General features: G+C 32.3%; 8 protein-coding genes. 3 read left to right on the forward strand and 5 right to left on the reverse strand.

The annotated features are described in order from the left end of the window. Positions 1-113: 113 nt before the first annotated feature. The 3 genes from Q0921_RS03215 to Q0921_RS03225 all read left to right on the forward strand — a co-directional run bounded on the left by Q0921_RS03215 (position 114) and on the right by Q0921_RS03225 (position 3,948). The gene (locus Q0921_RS03215) at positions 114-1,214 is read left to right on the forward strand and encodes a hypothetical protein (RefSeq protein ID WP_299253201.1); all 1,101 of its coding nucleotides are present in this window, start codon (positions 114-116) and stop codon (positions 1,212-1,214) included. A gap of 24 nt (positions 1,215-1,238) precedes the next feature. Next, entirely contained in the window at positions 1,239-2,780 is a 1,542-nt protein-coding gene (locus Q0921_RS03220) for a LamG-like jellyroll fold domain-containing protein (RefSeq protein ID WP_299253204.1), read from the forward strand. A gap of 367 nt (positions 2,781-3,147) precedes the next feature. Further along, complete coding sequence (locus Q0921_RS03225) at positions 3,148-3,948, forward strand: hypothetical protein (RefSeq protein ID WP_299253207.1); 801 nt, start codon at positions 3,148-3,150, stop codon at positions 3,946-3,948. Positions 3,949-4,014: 66 nt separating this feature from the next. Here Q0921_RS03225 and Q0921_RS03230 read toward each other — a convergent pair whose 3' ends face one another. The 5 genes from Q0921_RS03230 to Q0921_RS03250 all read right to left on the reverse strand — a co-directional run bounded on the left by Q0921_RS03230 (position 4,015) and on the right by Q0921_RS03250 (position 17,763). Continuing rightward, positions 4,015-5,337 carry a M24 family metallopeptidase gene (locus Q0921_RS03230; RefSeq protein ID WP_299253210.1) on the reverse strand — a complete coding sequence of 441 codons (1,323 nt, stop codon included), beginning with the start codon at positions 5,335-5,337 and terminating at the stop codon, positions 4,015-4,017. A gap of 98 nt (positions 5,338-5,435) precedes the next feature. Continuing rightward, a complete protein-coding gene (locus Q0921_RS03235; RefSeq protein WP_299253213.1) occupies positions 5,436-7,589 on the reverse strand; it encodes a von Willebrand factor type A domain-containing protein in 2,154 nt (717 codons plus the stop codon). A gap of 244 nt (positions 7,590-7,833) precedes the next feature. Beyond that, positions 7,834-8,112, reverse strand: a complete 279-nt coding sequence (locus tag Q0921_RS03240; protein WP_299253216.1) for a hypothetical protein — start codon at positions 8,110-8,112, stop codon at positions 7,834-7,836. A gap of 166 nt (positions 8,113-8,278) precedes the next feature. After that, entirely contained in the window at positions 8,279-9,376 is a 1,098-nt protein-coding gene (locus tag Q0921_RS03245) for a glycosyltransferase (protein ID WP_299253218.1), read from the reverse strand. 110 nt (positions 9,377-9,486) lie between these two features. Next, positions 9,487-17,763 (reverse strand): RHS repeat-associated core domain-containing protein, encoded by an 8,277-nt coding sequence (locus Q0921_RS03250; RefSeq protein WP_299253221.1) that lies wholly within the window; start codon positions 17,761-17,763, stop codon positions 9,487-9,489. Positions 17,764-17,766: the final 3 nt, after the last annotated feature.

Raw genomic sequence — 17,766 nt, forward strand, 5'->3', positions numbered from 1 at the left:
AATATAGATCTACTCACCTTCCTTTAAACATATAAATATTGTTATAGAAATAATAATTATGGTGGTACCTGAAAAGCCAAAACGAGAGTAAGGACAACTTTTAAACACTGATCATGAAAAAAATCATTATTTTTTGTTATACAATTGTATTCATTACAGTTTTCATTTCTTGTGAAAAAGATCATATACAAGAAACGTTAACTACTGAAAAGACAAAATCGAACGGAGAAACTACAAACAAAGGTTTCTTACCTCCAATAGCTATTACATCCAAAGAAGTAGGAGGTTCCAATTTTCCAATGTTTGATACGCAAGGCTATCAAAATACTGGGGTTTGGAGCAGCCCGGATAACCTTAAGCTAGTGGTAGGACATTATCATCTTAATCCTTCAATAGTCAATTCTCAATTAAGAACAATGTATCAAAATGGACAAAGAAAAATTGCTCTTGTTATTTGGTATACGCATTTTCCATCACATTGGCCAAATACGAATACTCATATACATACTATTAGAAGTAATGCATATAGATTACCTGCTCAACAAGAACAAAACCTCAAAAATATATTAGGGCAAATAAAAAGTATTGGATTTGATGAAGTTGTACTACGTTTTGCACAACAAGGATCTGCGGATCCAGGAGGTTGGGCCACATGGGACGAAACTCAGTTTCAGGAAAATTGGAATTTTATTTATAACACCATCAATACCACTGAAACTAAATTAGGAAGCCCGTTATCTATAAAACGAGTTTATGACCTTGGACTTGAACTAGGTGGATTAACCAGTGGACAAACAATTCGATATGTAGATAAACTCTGGCGCAATTTTTCTTTTAGATTTCCAAACCTAAAAAGTAACGGTTTTTCTATTGCGTATGCTCCGGGTAGATTAGACAAACTTATTAAAACTTTAAAGCCAACAGGTCGAACACCAAATGAATATGCTGTTGATATCTATGGGGGTGCTAATGCCGCTATACAGAATATTAAGAGAGAATTGAATAGAAATGGCGATTCGAATAAAACAATTATTATTCAAGAAACTTATTATAATGATGCTGTACAATATCAAGAATTTATAACTAGTATCAACAGAAATAATCTTAACGTACGATACATTATGCAATGGCCGCTAAGAAAAAATGCTCCAAGACAACATTTTAGTGAGAATTATCCTAGAAATTATAATAACTATTTGCCTTTTGCTAATTAAATATAAAATTAATGTAATATTGAAATGTATATAATAATTCAAAAAATCTTTCTTTTTATCATTATCGGTAGCCTTTTTACTAGTTGTGCTACTGATAATGGTTTTGATACCGAGCTTACATCTTCTTTTTCTGAAGAAAGAAAATCAAATATAACTTCCATTTGGAAAAATGTAAATAGATCATTTGCAAAAGCTCCAACCGGAAATGAAATTGGAATATCTTGTCATAACTGTTATGCACCAGAAAACAGTGCAATGTTAAGTCCAACACTTAACGTAATTCATGCCGCACAAAATGCAGGAGCTGATTTAATCGAGTTAGATGTGTATGAACTACGTAATACCATTTATGTTAATCATATACAACAAACAACGGGCACATTAACACTAGAAAATGTATTAAAGGATCATAAGTTAAGGTCTGGAAATCAAGTGTTATTTATCGAAATTAAAGGAACAAATCCTTTAAGTATAGGTCAAAAATTAATTACTCTTCTTGATCGGTATAATTATATCTCTAAAGAAAGGCCAGTGGTTATTAGATCTTTTTTAGATTGTAACTTAGAACATATAAAAAACTACTTGCCTTCTTTTTCAAAAAGAAACTATGTGTATCTAAGTAAATTATTTGGCGAAACTAATGGGTATGCAAATGAATTGCAATGGCATAATGAAATAAGGTCACAAATGCAAAAAGGAAGAAAAATGGTTGAATTTAATTATAAGACTTCAAATCTTATGTCAAAAATCATGTATTCCAAATCACTTGGTCTAGCAACTAACCTCTACACCTTGACTAATTTTGCAGAAGTTTATGTAGCTGGGTTACGTAATGAGTTAGATGCTGTTACTATTGAAGCTGGGCAAAGAAGTAAAGTCGGAAACATAGCACTTTCTCGACAAGTAGTACAAGAACAATCTCAACTTATATATTCTAATTTTGCTTTGCAAACATTCTCCTTGAACAGATATAATATATATGACAGCACGGTGCTTAGAAGCTTAAATCTAAACGCTTCTAACTCCCCTATCCTTGAAAACTTATCAATTGGGAAAGATAGATATGGAAAGTCTTTAGTTTTTAACGCCTCAAAAAATCAGTTTATAAAAACTTGGGATAGAGACAATAATTTTAATGGTGGTTTTTTGATTACTACGATTGTAAATTTCGACAATCTTAACCTTAACCCAAATGAAACACAAGCTATTATACAAAAAGCAGATGCAGCAGGATTTGCTTTGGAACTTCATCGATCAAATAGTGGAGTTCCTGTACTAAGGTTTGGAATTCATAATAATGGATCATATCATTATTCTTCATTACCTACCTCATTATTAGACACTAATAATTCTTATGTAATAATTGGTGCGTATGATGGCAATGGAGGTGTACACCTTTGGGTAGACGAAAACCATGCGCAACCATCTGTATCAATATCTGGTGGTATAACACAAAATAATAGTCCTGTTGTCATCGGGGCAGATCCACAAGGATCTGTAAATACCAGGTTCTATTTTTCTGGCAAAATTCAAATGATAAATATTATGAAATGGGATAATCATTAATTCATGTGATTTTGATATAAAAAATCGTAACTAATCAGTCTACAAATTGATATCCAAATTATAAAAAAACAAGCGCAAAAATCTATTGATGGAGGTAATACAGGTATACGTTGCTATACTGATGCCGATTGTATTCCTTTAAGCTCGACACCCTTTTTTCAATTAGAAGGTTCTTTTCTGTTTTAGAGGAATGTGCCAAATAGAATAACAATTTTTATTTCTTTAAAAGAATATTATAAAGGTGATGCAAATATGTATTGCCTTTATATTTTATGTATCGCACGGCTTTTATTGCTAAAAAGATAGATCATAATATACTAAAAAACATATATTTAAGTTCAATATTTATAACTTAAAAGCAAAAGTAATGAATAAACCATTTTTTAAAATTAAAGTATTAGGTATCGCTATAATGGCTTCTCTATTCGTAGTGAGTTGTAGTGACGATGATAGTAATAACAATGTTTCTTCTGATATTACTCAGGAAGATGTAATGAAGAGTTTAGAAGTAGAAGAAATTTCTAATTTTATTGACGATTTGACATTAGATAATATTTCTATGAACAGATCCAACGCTAAAATTTCTTCAAAATTTAACAGACCGGATTGTGCAGATTTCAGTATTACTGATACCGGATACACTCTTACTTTTACCGACTGTACCAATGAAGATGGTGAAACGATAAGCGGGTCTATTAATGTGACTGTAGTGATCGAAAATAATGCTGTTTCTACATCTATTACTTTTGATAATTTAATGTATGCTGGAAATTCGATTAATGGTAGTAAAACTACATCGTATTCTTTAGATACCACTAATGGAGGAAGTTTTATGTATACTGTCACTTCGGATTTATCGATAACTTTTGCAGACGGAACTACTGCTTCAGAACAAGGAACTAAGACATATACAATAACAGGACTTGGTACTACTGAAGCTGCCTATACACTAAACGGAAACTGGACAGTAACTGTTGATGCAGATACATATACATTAACGACTGATCCTACTTTAGAAGGAACTTTTAGTTGCGGTTATATTACTGCTGGAACATTAATTATGACAAAGAATGCATTAAGTGCCTCTATTAATTATGGAGATGGTACTTGTGATAACAAAGCAACTGTAACATATCCAGATGGTACAACTGAAGAAATTGATTTATAGTCAAATTTAAAATTGATTTCTTAAAATCTTTAACATCCGTAAAAATATATTTTACGGATGTTTTTTTTACTTTCTCTTTGGAATCGTTATTAATTCAGTTTGTCTTTCATTTACATATCTAAAACCTTTAGGTCCCCAAAAACCTGCCTCTTCTAGCATAATTCGAATATCTTTATTCCACTCGGTTAAAGTAACAGTAGTATTTAATTCTATAGCGTACACAGTGTTTTCATATAATGGATAGTCGCCATTTACAGGCACTCCCCCTTGTGAATCCCACATCCCAAGAGTTGTACCAGAAGAGTGTCCATACAATCCTAAAGGATGAGTATATATTGATGGTACTAATCCTTCTGCTCTACCTTCTTCTAATGATTTTAGTAAAATCTGATTTCCAGTTTTTCCGGTTTCAAAATTTGCAGTAAAAATATCCTGAACACGATTTCCATCAGAAAAAGCCTTAGTCAGAAATTCTGGAGGAACCATTTCTTCATTATTAAGGATATATGCGTGCTGCTGACAATCCGTATTCAATCGTAAATATGTAATTCCAAAATCACAATGAATTAAATCTCCTTTGCGAATAATCTTCTTATCAGGCCTATTAGAAAAGGAAGTGATATGACTTTCTAATTTCTCTCCAGCCCTTTGGATATCTACTGTTGGGTGAAACCACGTTTTTAGTCCCATATCAGTAACCTTCTGACGTAACCACCAAACAACATCATCAGTTGTTGTTGTTCCTGGTTTAATAACCTTTGTACTAAATGCCTCTGCTATAATATCATGTGTGGTTTGAACCAATTCTTTATATAGTTCCATTTCCTGTTCGGTTCTCGTTTCTATCCAACCAATTGCTAATTTCTCTGCAGAAGTAACTCTAGACTGGTAATTTTCCGGAAGTTCTTTTATGAACTCTTCATAATCTGTTTTCACAATACCATCTACAATACCAAAATGCTCAGAATAATTAATACCTATTTTTTTAGGATCTCTTTTTGTAATGATATCCATAAGTGCTTTCCACTGATTCGGTTGTTTCTCTTTATCCCAAGCAGAATCTATATTCTTACCTACGTTATATCTTGCCACAGCTAAATGCTCGATCGTATTTTTTTCTTTATCTCTATAAAAAACAAGAATGGTTCTTCTTCTGGCATTAAGCCATTTAGCAGGTAACATTGTTCTAAGAACTGGATCTTCATTGTATTCTCTGGAAATCAATATCCACATATCAATATCCGTACGATCCATAAGCTTAGGTAATAGATTATTAAACCTATCAGAAAGGATTTGATCAACTATATCCGCTCGCTCTCGTTCCGGAAGGATTTGTGCATTGGATATGTTCGTAATTATAAGTAGTGTAAGAACAAGTAATTTTTTCATGTGCGTGATTCATTAAGTTCGAATAAAAGTATTACAAAAAAGAGACACCTGCAATGCTTTGCCGATGTCTCTTTACCAATCAAACTCACCAAACTTTATTATAATGTCTGATAACTACTCATTAATCTAATAAATTCAGCTCTATACCCCTGATTATCTGATGCTCTATTTTCTTCTGCTAAAGCAACAATATCTTTTATTTGCTCATTATTTATATATTTTGATTTCCTAATTTTCATTCCAAACCAAGCTACAGATGCTGCAAATTTGAAATCTTTTGACACTTTATTTTCTTCCGTATTTAATATATGAACCATCTCTATACTTTTATTTTCTTGCGGTCTTTTATATCGAAATTTCACCGTTAGTAACTCATCTCCAAAAGTTTTATTAGTTTGAGAACCTGTATATTTCAGGTCCGGAATATGCTTTAAGTATTTACTTTTTATACCTGCAGGAATAACTTCATATAATGCGGTAACGGTATGACCACTTCCCAATTCACCTGCATCTTTAGTGTCATCCACAAAATCTTCATCAGCTAGCATTCTGTTTTCATATCCTATCAAACGATATGCTTGTACTTTTGCAGGATTAAATTCTACTTGAATTTTAACATCTTTCGCTATTGTATACAGTGTTCCTCCAAATTCTTTACCTAACACTCTTTGCGCTTCCTGCATAGTATCGATATATGCGTGATTTCCATTGCCTTTATCTGCTAAAATTTCTAATTTACTATCTTTATAATTATTCATACCAAAACCTAAACAAGTTAGAAATACTCCGGATTTACGCTTTTCTTCTATCAAGGTTTTCATATCCTTGTCACTACTTATTCCAACATTAAAGTCTCCATCTGTAGCAAGAATTACACGATTATTACCGTTTTTTATAAAATTTTCCTGAGCAATCTTATAAGCCAGTTGGATTCCAGCTCCTCCAGCGGTAGATCCTCCAGCGCTTATGTTATCTAAAGCTTGATTAATTTCATTTTTATAGGCTCCAGATGTAGGTTCTAATACCATTCCAGCAGCTCCAGCATAAACTACAATAGCAACCTTATCTTTTTCTCTTAATTGATTTACCAATAGTTTAAAAGCTCTCTTTAATAATGGTAATTTATTAGCTTGATTCATAGAACCTGATACATCAAGTAGAAATACCAAGTTCGATGCAGGAATAGCATCTTGTGGAACTTCTTTTCCTTTTAAACCTATCTTTACCAACTGTGTTTCTTTATTCCAAGGGGTTTTACCGTATTCGGTATGTATAGCAAAAGGATGATCTCCTTTTGGTTGTTTATAGTCGTACTCAAAATAATTGATCATTTCTTCAATCTTTACAGCATCTGCAGGTATTTGTTGTCCATTGTTAATCATTCTGCGTACATTACTATAAGATGCTTTATCTACATCAATAGAGAATGTAGATAATGGCGAAGTCTGTACTTTTTCGAAGTTATTTTCTACAATCTCTTTATAGGATTCGTTATTATCTAACTTGTAATTTCCTTTATGTGTGGTAATGATGATACATCCTTGAGCAGCTCTAGACCCATATAATGAAGTAGCTTTTTTGTCTTTTAAAACTTGTACATCGGCAATTTTTGATGGATTCATTTGTTGAACCTTACTTATATCTTTTATGTCAACAGGCATACCATCAATAACGTATAAGGGTTGTTGTATATGAGACGTAGTACTAGCACCTCTAATTTGTAAAGAGCTATTTGAGTTCGCATAACTAGTATTGCTAGTTATATTTACCCCTGCTACTCGACCGCTTGGCGCATTTATTAAAGAAGTGTTTGATTTCTTTCTTGCTTTTCTTGCTTTTCTTCTTTCTGCTCTCGACATACTTATAGATTCACTACTAACTGCAGAGACTGCATAGCTCAATGATTTTCTTGCTTTTCTGGCACCATAAGCTGTGACAACAACTTCTTCTAGCTGTGCGGCAAATATGCCCATAGTTACATTGATAATAGAACTACCCTTTTTAACCTCTATTTCCTCTGATTCATAGCCAACAAAAGAAAAAGATACAACATCTCCTATATTAGCTTTTATCTTATAGTTTCCATCAAAATCAGTCTGGGTTCTAGTAGTTGTAGCTTTAATTAATATGTTTACTCCAGGAATTGGATCGTTGGTATTATTTTCTGTAACAGTTCCTGTAATGGTAAGTTCTTGTGCTTGTAATATTCCTGTGATTAAGAATAAGATCATAAAGTAGTGTAGTGATTTCATATTGGATAGTTTTTTAATTATGAAATAAAACTACGCTGAGATGTGACTAATTACAATCGATATTGAGTGAAGTGGATGTTTGGTTTAGGGAAAGTGGGGGTTAAGATATTATATGAATAGTATAAAAGTTTACAATTGCTATTGAAGGGCTGATTTATTACTCTTTGATACCATCAACAAATCAAACTATCTAGTTGATAATTTGACTTGTTGTTTATTCTGACAAGGCCGTATTAGCCTTAATTCAACTCCCTAAACATCCGTTTATAGTATCTTGAATACCACTCCATATCTCACTTTTTGGTGCTAAAAGAGGTTTTTTTACAATGGTATAAGCAACACTTTCTTCGGTTGAGTTAAAGTCAAAGTCAAGAACAACATCACCAACAATTGTACTCGTTTTTGCTGTTCCTTTATTAGCTCCTGTCGGAGCATAAATTGTTCCATGTTCTTTTAAACTAGTTTTTTTTACACATTCCCAAGTAGAAGTACTTACTCCTTTAAATGTTTTTGAATCAGACATAATTGATATGTTTTAGTTAATTATTTATTGACAAAAATGATGCTATTACTTTTACAATTCTTAAATCAAGAACACTAATTAGCAATAGTTTACGCTACAATTTAAGTCGAATATTAGTTTTATAAACCCGTATAAATCCTTGTTTTTACACTATAAATACTGAATTCTAATATGGGTTGTTTACCTTGTATTGAGAAGATCCAAATTGTTTTTCGAGCCATTCTTTATACACTTTACGAATTGAAAATAAAGCAGGAAAATCTGTCGCTGTTAATGAAGCTTTATATTGTTTGTTTTCGTCTGACAAAAAAGTATTTTTTTTATTGAAATACTTTAAGTTTTCTCCATTGACTTGCTGAATTAAAAGTATTATTTCAGAAAAACTCATTACTTGCGTTTTCCACTGTTCAATAACCTTTTCGGGAATTAAGCAATATCCAAATAATGTTTTTATAACTTCAGGTTGATCGTTCAATAATATAACCGTACTCATACCATTAAAATGTCTATAAGGCATTATAACTTTTTTAATCTTCCATCCTTTTTTTATCATTTGATATGAAAAATCAACATCTTCAATACCAGCAAAATAAAATTCATCATGTCCTCCTATAGTTTTATAATCTTCTTTAGTCATTACCAATGGGGTTCCTTTTAAAAAATCAAAATCAAACGTCTCATTATATACTACTTCTGTACTTACAGCAAAAGTCTCTTTTCTAAGTTCTCCTAACATTAAATCATGCCATTGATACGAAGTAACTAAACAATCATCATGAAATAAAGCTATGTATTTTCCTTTAGCTTTTGCAACACCAATGTTGTATGCTTTTGATACACATCCTGTTTCTGATTCAATAATGGTAAAATCTTTAAACAACTCTAAATTGACATTACTACCATTATATACAATGATGATTTCATAAGCAATGGTGGTGTTAGCAAGGATGGATGGAATTAAAAAATTATGTACAAACTGGTCATTAAAAGTCAATAAAATAATACAAGAAACTAAAGGATTGTCAGTGTGTTCATAATATACATCCGACTTTTGATCAGGAATATCCTGAATATAACATCCTGCTAGACAAAAACCATCCTTAGGTTTTTCTGTGAATGAATATATTTCTAACTTCTGTATCTCTTTAATGGTCGTGATTTTCAAATGAAAATCCTTTGTTCGATGATTTACATCTTTAGCATAAATCGTTTCTAGAAAAGTATATTCTATATGATTTCGTCTGTCTATAGTTGTACTTATCATTCTATTTTTTTTTCATTTTAATATTCTAGTTCAAAAAAAAATTCATATAGTTTGTCCAAGCTCCTGATGACTCATCGTTGTATTTTTATTTACTTTAATGAAGTGAAAAGCTAAAGTCTAATAATACCATCTTCAGGAATTTGATTTTGTGGTGCTCTTGCTCCCATAAAATTAAGCTCACTTGTTGTTTTCTCTTTAGCATATGACTTTGTTCCTAAGGCTCCAATACTTCCTCCCACAAATCCTTTGATCACAGTATTCATTAATCCGGTATCTAAACTGTTACCATGTACAGCATTAGACCCTAATTGAATAGAGACTCCAATTCCTTCGGATTTAGCAACGCTTGCTGAGATTCTTTTGAAAAGATTTCCCCATCCTGCTTTATAATCTATTCCTGGAATAGCCCAAGATAAAGTAGAACTCAGTACACCTTTAACTAACGCCTCATCTAGACCAGTAGTTAAACTATTACCGTGTGCTCCATTATTAATTAAAGTAGATGAAACACCTGCGATTTCTGCTCCAGTAATAGCAAATCCAGCTTTAATACCTGCATTTGCTACTTTTGCTAAAGTACTCACCGCTTGCCCTGCTTCTGCAGCAGCTTTAACGCCTGTTGCAGCTTCTGCAGCAATGGCGCCTGCTGCTCCAAAACCACCAGTTATTGCTCCAGCAACAAATCCAATCGCTGTATTTATACCATATTCTTTCCAACTAAATTCATTGGTTATCAGACTAACAACAGAATAAGATACTGCGCTGACTCCTGATCCTATAAAACCTCCGGCTAGTGCTGCAAGACCAATACTCACAGGTGTTGCCAAACCACCAGTAACCACTTCGAGTATACCTGCCACAGCATCAATGGCTACACCTATCAAAATTTCGAAAGCTCCTATAATAGCTCCTCCGATAGCAGAAAAGAAATTACCAATAGAAAAATTTCCTGATGGATCTATATAAACTACAGGACTATTACCTGCATAGATATATGGGCTAAAAAATTGATTATAATTATCTACAACTCCAAAACGACCTATTCTACTAAAATAGAAACGTGCCTTGTAATTGTATATCCCTAATTCTAAATCATATTCCTGACTCGTATATAAATAAGGGAAAAAGCCTTTCTCTGGTTCTGCTAATACCTCTACGTTTCCATATATATCATAATCATAAGCTGCAACTACAGTTGCTTTATCATCCAGAATAACACGTACTGAACCTAAATGATCCTTTAAAGTAGTAAATTGATTGTCATTTTTAACAAAAGATATAATTCCAATTGGACCGTATACAATATACGTGCTATCCTCTTTATTTTGTTGTCTTCCTATTTGCACTAAAGGATTACCTGATAAGCTTTTAATATATAATATCGTTTTTTCAATGGTTGTTCCAGATATTTCTTGTTTTAATACTCTATCATTAGAACTATTATAATAAAATTTATAATCTTTTGAATTAGCTAAATTTTCAATCTTAGAAGTCATCCTATTACCAGCATCATACTTAAAAGAAAGGTTTTGTGGTTCATATCCATCGGCTCCTGAAGCAGTATAAAGATCTACCGATCCATTCTGATTATAAGAAAGGTTAAATAAAGATTTATTAGTAACACCGTTATCTACTTTCTGAAGACGATCTCCTTTATCCGGCTCAGATATGAATTTATACGTATCTGCATCTATAGATATCGTATCAAAATTACCATTGTTATCAAAATCATACAGTCTTGTTTTAGGAGAAATATGACTACTTGTTTCATCTACTTTTTCTAAAGCATTAAGACTATTATACCAATTTGTATAAGTAGATCCTGCCTTTATGTTTTTGGGGTATTGGAAAGCAATTTCGGCTGATTGTCCGTTAAAGTATTTTGGTCCATTATTACTACTAGCATCCGTTTTTAAGGTTTCTTTGAAAACTTGATCCGTACTGTTTATTACATCTTCCATTCCATCTAACCAAACTGGAGAATTATATCCATAATTCCTTGTCACTGGGTTGCTTCCATTGGGGTACAAAATCTCTTGTTCTGGTTTCCCAGCTGGATTGTATGTATAGGCAGCAATCTCATTGCTAAACGTTGGGGAATTGCTTATACCTTCTATTTGCCCAATACTATTATAGGTGTAGTAAACACTATATGCAGTTTTATTTTTCTGTACAGGGTAATCAATTCGAAGTATTCCCCCTAAATTGTTGTATCTAAAATTTGTAGTATAATATGTATCTTCAAATTCCATAACTTTTTGGCTTCTGGAAATCACGTTTCCATATACGTCATACAAGAAATTCTCTTCTACATCAGGTAAACCATTGTCTGAATGATTATTTAATGTTTGAACTACTTGACCAATTTGAAAAGGACTATCTGTACCATTATAATCGTAGAAAGTCTTCAATCTCCATGTATTCAAATTAACAGGATAGTCCGGGTTATGATTAGCTTTTTCTTGTAAATCATCCCGATTCCATATACCAGTTACATAACCGGTTTCTACAATTCTACCAGAGTTATCATATTTATAGTATTGATAATTTCCTTCTGTTTTGGCCTCTGCATCTTGTCTAAAACGTAACCTATTAGCTTGATCATAAATTAGTTCGGTTATACCACTTGTATTCGATTTGGTAGTAATCAATTGACCAACAAAATTATAAATACTATGATTTATCCAGTTTTCTTTACCCTTTTGTTCGGTCATTGCATTTGGTGTATGCATGGCTATTGGATTACCAGAATCATCGTAATAAACAGCAGAGATAATCTCTTCATTAGTATTTTTTTGACTTATCTTCCGGACTTCTTGTTGTCGTTTATCAGCTATAGAATATGACTTATTTCCATTTTGATCAATAATCGTAGTTTTGAAATACTCTCCGACCGGCAATCCTAATTCTCCCGTATTAGCTTCATACATGAATTTTTGAGTATTTGCACCCAACTTATATGCTATTCCTGGCATCGATTTTTCTACTACCCTATTTAATGGAGAGTCTTCATAACGGTATCCAAAATATGGATACCCCTCATCCTCAGGATAGAAATTAGAAACTAACCCGCTTATAATACCATTTTGTGAATTATAAGTTGCGAAATCACTACTATATTTAAACAATGAATTCTTTTGATCTGCCTCTACGAATGCTGGTTTTGTGTTAGCTATTATCATTCCTTGACTACTATAGATATTCTCTACCATTGTCATTCTCGTATTGTCTAATAACTGTGATTGAATATCATTTCCAGTAGCATTAGCAAAAGTTAGTGTAGATAAATTCTCAAAAGAGGTTAATAGACAATGTATTCCTATTGTATTTTTTGTAAATAAAGATGCTTTTCCAGAAATTATAGAATTACTTACGTAATTAAATATAAGAGCTCCATCAGCAAAAAACAGCATGCTATTTTCATTAACTAATAAAAACCATTGACTTTCTAAGTTACTTACAATCATACGACCAGATGATCTATCTACAGTATAATATCTGCTATATTTTTCATCATATACACCATGACTTTGTCCTTCAATCAGATTCACTTCAGGGTTCATATGTAAACCTGATCTTAATAGCTTTGAATTTAGAGCAGAAGTATAATCTGTATTTTTTGAAGCAGCTATATCAACCTCAATTGTATTACTACTTTTTTGTTCTAATATTTGATTATTTCTATCTAACAGTTGCCATTGACCAGCTGATGGATCCCACTGTATTGTATACTGATCACCTATTTTAATTCCTAGAGATTCATTGATAGTTTCTAATGGAGAAAGGTTCAACATTACTCCATACTTATTGGTCATTTCTTCTTTATAAGTTAATGTACCTTCTGATGATGAATGAGTAAATTTTAGTATTTCATTTTCTACTTGCCAATCAGATTCATCATTTGGTGTCCAAAATTCTTTCCATTGGTTTCCTTTTGTAAAAGAAAGTGCTGGACCTCCACCTGCTGATAATACTTTAAGCTTATTATTTGGATCTGCAGCTACATATTTATTATCATTCCCTGTCCGAGAAAAATAACTTGTAGCCATGGAAGTTGTTTCATCAGAAAAACCAGTGGTAGCAATAACTCTCTGATAATTATCAAAAAATTTACTTCTTATTTCTCCATTAGAACCTAGACTTTCATTTATAAGGTCAACTTTTGTGTCTACAGAAATAGCAGAAAAAAGACTTTGTAATGGTGAAAACCGCAAACAATCTATTAACACTGTAGCATCTGAATTATCATTTTGTGCTTTCAGCGTTATTGTTATTAATTTAGCTGTACCAGCTGGATTATAATCTTTTAAATTTAAAACGCAATAAACATATTGCCAAGACCCTACGGTTTCTCCGAAAGGTAGAACTATATTGTCACCAACAGGAACACCATTATTACTAAAGGTTATGATCCAATTAGCTTCTCCTTTATTTTTATCGAAAGTATCTGGTAATTTTATATAACTAGAAAAGACATAATCCTGTTTTTGATTCGTCGGGTTAAATTGTCGTTGAATTCCTGCACCTTTCTGTATTTTTAATGATGAAACCCCCATTCTTGCATCAATAGTATTATCGATAGTGTTTGGAATTATGGATGCATTTGAATTAATTTCCCAACCATCTAATTCTTCATATGTTTCGAAACTATAAAAAGAAGCTTCTTCTTCTATTCTACTTGCTGTTATAAATTCTGCAACTTGAAATTGTCCACTTTTATCATAAATATATGATGAACTCACACCGTCTACGTTCATCATTTCGTCTACGGTATCGAACACACCTCTTGTAATAATTTCTTGTTTCTTTAACCAATCAGGATTACTTTGTTTGACAGAAAAATCAAAAACAGGATTATTTTGTGAATTATCTAACCAATCATAATTTTGATGAGCTGACCATCTCCATTCATTATTAGTTGACCAATTTTTCCAAGTAACCACCCTAGAGTTTATATATTTTTTAACGTCATCTTTTCCTGTTACAGCTACTGATTCCTGAACTATCGCATTAAGAAAATGTTTTTGTCGCATTGCTGTTTCATATTCAGAAATTTGAATAGCATATTTTTTATTACTTGTGATGGTTTTTTCTACTCCATTAGAATCAAAATAAGTAGTTACACTATTCATAGGCAACCCTAGATCTTGATAATATGTGATACTAGAAGTTTGACTAACACCGTCTCTAAGCGTAACCGATTTACTTAATCTAAAAAAAGCACTATATAAATACCTTTTTTGCACTACATCATTGCTAAATATCTTCCAATAATTAGTTTCTTTAGTTACGAGATTACCAGCTTTATCATATTGTGCTTTTTGAAGTAAAGCTCCATTCAGCAACTGATTATAATTATAGATCCAATTATTATATGGTATTTCGTTTTGTGTTGCAACTCCATTAGAAAAATAGCTAATTGTAATTCCATTTGTAGTTAATCCTGCATCAGGAATCTTAGTCCCTGTAAAAACAGTAACTTTTGGAAATTGTGCCAAACCAGAACGACTATCATATGTAATTATCGATTGTGCTGATCGTGCATAATCATATGATTGATAGTATTTTTCTTCTAAATCTAACCCAGCAGAGATTTCAATATAAGATACTGGTTGTACTTGGACGATATCTGTTACTTTTCGATCTACTACCTTGTATAAAGCAATAGAAGTCGCTGTATCAAAATCTTGATCAGCAGGAAATGTTACAAAAGAATCAGTGCCCGCTAACAAAGTTCCAGGTCTCACCGTTTCTTGATCAACCATTATTTTTTGACCACTACCTCCAGCGGTTAGTGGTAATTTCACAGGAGAACCAGGTACACTGTTTAAAGGAGTTGTAAAATATGTTTGGGCATTATTATCCGTGCTATCTTGATAAGCAATATACATGGATCCTCGATTCTGTACTGTTTCTGTGGCACCTAAATTTATAAGCTGTTGTGTTTGTTTTATCCATTGTCCATCTGTATTCTGATAAAAAATATCTTTACCGGCTGTCATGTAATTACCACTTATTGTTACATTTTTTCCTATTGATGGTAAATTTTGTTCAATACCCCAAGTACCTGTATTAGGATTGAATTGGAAATACCGATTTGTATTTGCTGTCCCTTGTTCTTTAGACATTGTAGAGACATCTTGTCCAACTGTAAAACTTACTACATCATCTTTTGCAGTAAGAAACGAAGTCTGTTTCCAATTTACTGGATTATTATTATTTCCTAAACCACCCGTGTATCTATTCAAATAAGGATTATTTGCTACCAAAGCGTCAGTTAACAATGTATTAAATAATTGAAACTGTGATTCTCCATTGACAATTGGGGACTTATAGTTATTGAGTAATGGATTACCTGGACTTAATAAATTAAAGTCTTTATCCCATTGCAAAATCCTTAGCGTGTAATTTACGTCTGTACTCGTTTGATTAGTAATATAAGTAGCAACTCCGAAAGAGGTATTTAAAGTAATATTAAACGCAAAATCCAAGCCTTCCGATGGATTTTGATAAATAGTTACGTTTGGTGTATTGTATAAAGGACTTTTACTCCATACATTATTACCATTATAGTGAAACAATTGAAACTGTAATAATTTAGTATTACTATTATAAAATGTGGTTATGTAATAGTTATCTCTTGCATTGATCTTTATATCGGTTGCTTTGGCAACATCTGTAGATGATGGTAAAAGAATAGAAATTCCACTTTGTTGATTAGACGGAGAGATACTCCAAATTCTTTGTTTCCAATCCCACTGAAAAGCTGTAATTGGGTTGGTGGTAATATCTTTACTAGATACTATTACAAAATCTTTCCCCGATTCGACACTAACTTTTGATATATCCGATTTAAGTGGAAAATATTGTGGCCCATTTGTTAAATTAAATACCCCAAAATTTTCAGGATTTCGGCGATATAAGAATAACTGAAGTTGTTTTTTTGTTTTCTCAGTAAAATATAAACCAATAAAATCTTTTTTAGTAATAACACCTAATGTATCGATATCAAAATCAACATTATCAAAATAATGATTGGAGGGATCATCACTATTCAATTGGAAATCTGTCCAGTTACCAGACCATGTATGCACTTTAGCAATTAACTTTTTCGTCGTTTTATCATACCAAGTTACCATCGTGTAATCTGAACCAAACCATACCCTTGGTGTTGCTCCTGCTATAGGGCTATCTAGTTTTATATTACGAGCAGTATTTAAAGCCTGATCTTTATATGTATAAACAGCTTTTGATCCCTGTGGATACAAAATGCTTTTTAATGCTCCAGGATACGTGTCCTGAACTCTATCATAATAATCAAATTCAATTCCAGGAAGTGAACTTCCTGTAGGTTGTACTTGCCAAAAACTTTTTAGAACTCGTTTCCACATGAGTGGATATATGGTATCCTGACTATTGTTTCCTAAGTTTATAAAATCATACTCAAATAAAATTGAAAATTGAAGTATATCAATATGATTATATACCTCTATGTAATCCAGAAATCTTGTTTCTAATTGATCCTGATACGCATTTGGTGTGTCTTTTTGCGTATGCAAAGCCTTATATTCAATAATATTTTTGCTCCCAACATTATTGGCTCCAAACTTTTCTCCATAGTGAAAAGAAATAGTTCTACTAAAACTATCCTTAATTGTATTTATATAAGATGCTTGCGTATACTTTAATCCATTTTTATCTCCAACACTAACTTCAATATTATCATATGAATACAAAATAGTTTCTCCCCAAGAGTTCCTGATTTCTGACAAATTCCAAGAACTTACATACTGTTCCTGACCGTTTAACACGGACGTTGCTCCTTGCCAGTTACCCCATTCTACACCATATTGTAATGTATTCCGACCGCTATTTTTATCTCCATAAATATGAACAGTACCGTCTTCTTTTACGATAGTCCATTTCTCCTTAGTTTCATCATAACTAATATCCCAAAACTCAAAATTTCTTAACTGAAACAATAATATATCTGATGGTTTATTGGGAAGAATTCCATCCTGAACTAACTGGTTACCAGAACCACTATCTAACAAGTAATATTCATTAGAAGATTCAGATCCACTTCCATTTTTATTGACTGAAATTTTATCAAAAGACATATCCCATCCCAACCCCAATATTCCTGTAGGATTAAGTAAATTCCAGTTTTTAACACTATTCTGCACATTACTATTATACATAACACCAATGTTTACGTCTAAATCTTTTCGCCCAGGAAAAGAAGCTATGTTAATAGGAATATTTGCTGTTCCGGTAAAAAGATTAACACTATCTTTTATCTGACCTACTGCATCATTGCTAAACTGAAATGTGGTTACCTGCGGCAAACCTTGTTCATTACTGTTTTTGTGTGAATTAAAACTCATGTC

Origin of the sequence: uncultured Aquimarina sp., from assembly GCF_947496855.1 — a bacterium.
In the GTDB taxonomy this organism is placed as follows: domain Bacteria; phylum Bacteroidota; class Bacteroidia; order Flavobacteriales; family Flavobacteriaceae; genus Aquimarina.